3 protein-coding genes are annotated in these 2,204 nt (G+C 49.5%); all 3 read left to right on the top strand.

Annotated features, from left to right (window positions below):
- On the top strand, window positions 1-1,503 hold a 1,503-nt coding region (locus tag KGI06_06170; GenBank protein MDE1871794.1), incomplete at its 5' end, for a hypothetical protein.
- A 178-nt stretch (window positions 1,504-1,681) separates the two neighbouring features.
- Window positions 1,682-1,939, top strand: a complete 258-nt coding sequence (locus KGI06_06165; GenBank protein ID MDE1871793.1) for a hypothetical protein — start codon at window positions 1,682-1,684, stop codon at window positions 1,937-1,939.
- A 3-nt stretch (window positions 1,940-1,942) separates the two neighbouring features.
- Window positions 1,943-2,083, top strand: a complete 141-nt coding sequence (locus KGI06_06160) for a hypothetical protein (GenBank protein MDE1871792.1) — start codon at window positions 1,943-1,945, stop codon at window positions 2,081-2,083.
- Window positions 2,084-2,204 lie beyond the last annotated feature (121 nt).

Here is a 2,204-nt window from a genome sequence, read left to right as displayed (position 1 = left end):
ACTGTAGGGAATTGGCAGAACGTATCTACAATGACGGGTTGGTTCGCTGTTCCTACTGGGTTATCGACTGTCGATTCAGGGGTAGGCACATTCCAAATAGCTTCCGTCACGAACAGCACCACCTTTGTGTTTAACTACACCACCAACACCGGATCGTGCGCTTCTTCTTGTGGGACTACTTATTCCGCTGATTATTGGGGACCGTATTTTGCTGCTCAGAACGCTCCAGCGCTCGCTGGGCATGGGCAAGCCTACTGGAGATTCGCATGGGCCTCCGACTGCGCAAACACAACGACTTTCACTACGAAGTATGGATCGATCACCGGAACGCCCAAGTATTTCATCTTTAACGGAGCGCAAAACGACCTAAATAACGGTGACAGCGCCGCAACGCTTGAAGGATACTTACAAGCGTGCTGGCAAAACGCGCACAACGCCGGTTTCACTGTAATTCAATCTACCATCGTTCCAACAGGAATTGGAACACCTGCCACAACCTATCAAAACGTCATGGAACAGGTGAATTACTGGCTCTATACGCAAGGACCAAATTATACCTCAGTCACAGCAACAGGAACCGCTGCGGGTAAGTATTGGGATAAGATGATTAACCTCGATGCGTTTGCTTCTAACCTTGGCGCAACTGGAACCGCTGAAGGTAACTCGGTCGGCGCGTCCTACTACTTCGCAGAGCGTATAAACGACGCTTTCTGGAAAAAGATGGGTTCAATCTCAGGTCCACCGCCCTATACTTTCTGGAGTACAAATTCACAGTTCCCTGCCATCGATTATTGGGGTGCGCCGGGAAGCGCTATCATCTATAGATGGTTGCAGAGTTCATCACAAACACCCCAACTGATAATCGACACGAACGCCGGGACGACTACAGTCGTCACTCCACAAGGCGATGGCAATACTCCTCTGATTGTACAAAACTTAAATAATGCTTACCCTGGTGGAATGACGACAAAATTTACAAATTTACAGGCTCAGTCTGGGTCTAACTTTCAACTGGCAACGGGATGTAATAGTATAGGTCTTGGAACAAACAACACAAATGATAACTTTGGTGAATGTTTTGTTAATACCGGACCAAACGCGACCACGAACGAATTTTTCATTTCACCAGGATACACCACGACAAACAACATATTACCTCCTGCCGGAATTGCTCTTACTGCTGGAGGCGGCGTTTGGTTTCCAAGTAACCATGCTGTAACTGGAACATCTGTTGGCTCGCAGCATTTGAATGTAGATACCACAGGAAAATTGATCGTCGCCGCCTCAGACTCTGGTATCGCAACCTTGCTCGCAGGAACCGTAACGGTAAGCACACCTGAAGCGTGCACTCCTGGGGCTGCGTGTAGCTATCAACTGACAACGTGTGTGCTTGGAGGAACGCAGGGGATGCTATCAGTTGGAACTGTGACAGCGGGAACAAGTTTCGTTGTTACATCTAGCTCCAATACGGATACCAGTCAAATTTGTTGGCGAATCAACTGACCTTTAAAGTGTAGCGCCTGGATGCAGTAATAGCTCAGGCCCGCAAGGGTTGGCGCATTCTAATCAAAGGGCCTTGGGGATGAACCATCATGGAGAGGGATGCGCATGTCCATACGAGGGAAAGGTAGACCAGTCATGGAACGCCATCTTCGTAAACGGCAGCGCAAAAGGGTCGATCATGGTAAGGATTAACGCGCTCGAAAGCAAAGTCGAAGCCGTCGATGACAAGTTCGAGCAGTTACAGCGGTCGATTGACAACCTGCCGAAGAAGATACTAACGTGGCTGCTGATTTTTGGCTCTCTCATTGCGATCCTCGAATTTATAGGCCCCTCGATTCGCAAGACCATCGGCATGACAGCCACACAGCATTTCTACCAAATCGCGCCCCCGACAGTGACCGCCGCGGACGCCGTTACACACTACACAGCGAGGTGATCCATGGACTTTACGACTACCTATCCCGCAGGCTACGACCCTAACGATCCTAATCCGTTTCAGAATCCTGGTGGGGAGCCGCAGCCTGCGCTCGAAGAGCAACCAATACCGGATCCAGAAGAAGAAGAAGACGAGGACGAGTAGTTACCATTGTTACTCTTGATTTTTCTGTCAAAATAAGCATACGGTTGGTTTATGAAAGCTCGAAGGCTTGAGATCGCGTTGGGGCTGCTCGAAGACGCGATTCACTCTAGCATGAGCCTGG

The organism is Candidatus Micrarchaeota archaeon, assembly GCA_028866575.1.
GTDB lineage: Archaea > Micrarchaeota > Micrarchaeia > Micrarchaeales > Micrarchaeaceae > UBA12276.
This window is presented reverse-complemented; position numbering and strand designations above follow the sequence as displayed.

Excerpts from the sequence above, each read along its gene's own strand:
- KGI06_06165 (MDE1871793.1), top strand. The coding sequence starts at position 1,682 with ATGGTAAGGATTAACGCGCTCGAAAGCAAAGTCGAAGCCGTCGATGAC.
- KGI06_06160 (MDE1871792.1), top strand. The coding sequence starts at position 1,943 with ATGGACTTTACGACTACCTATCCCGCAGGCTACGACCCTAACGATCCT.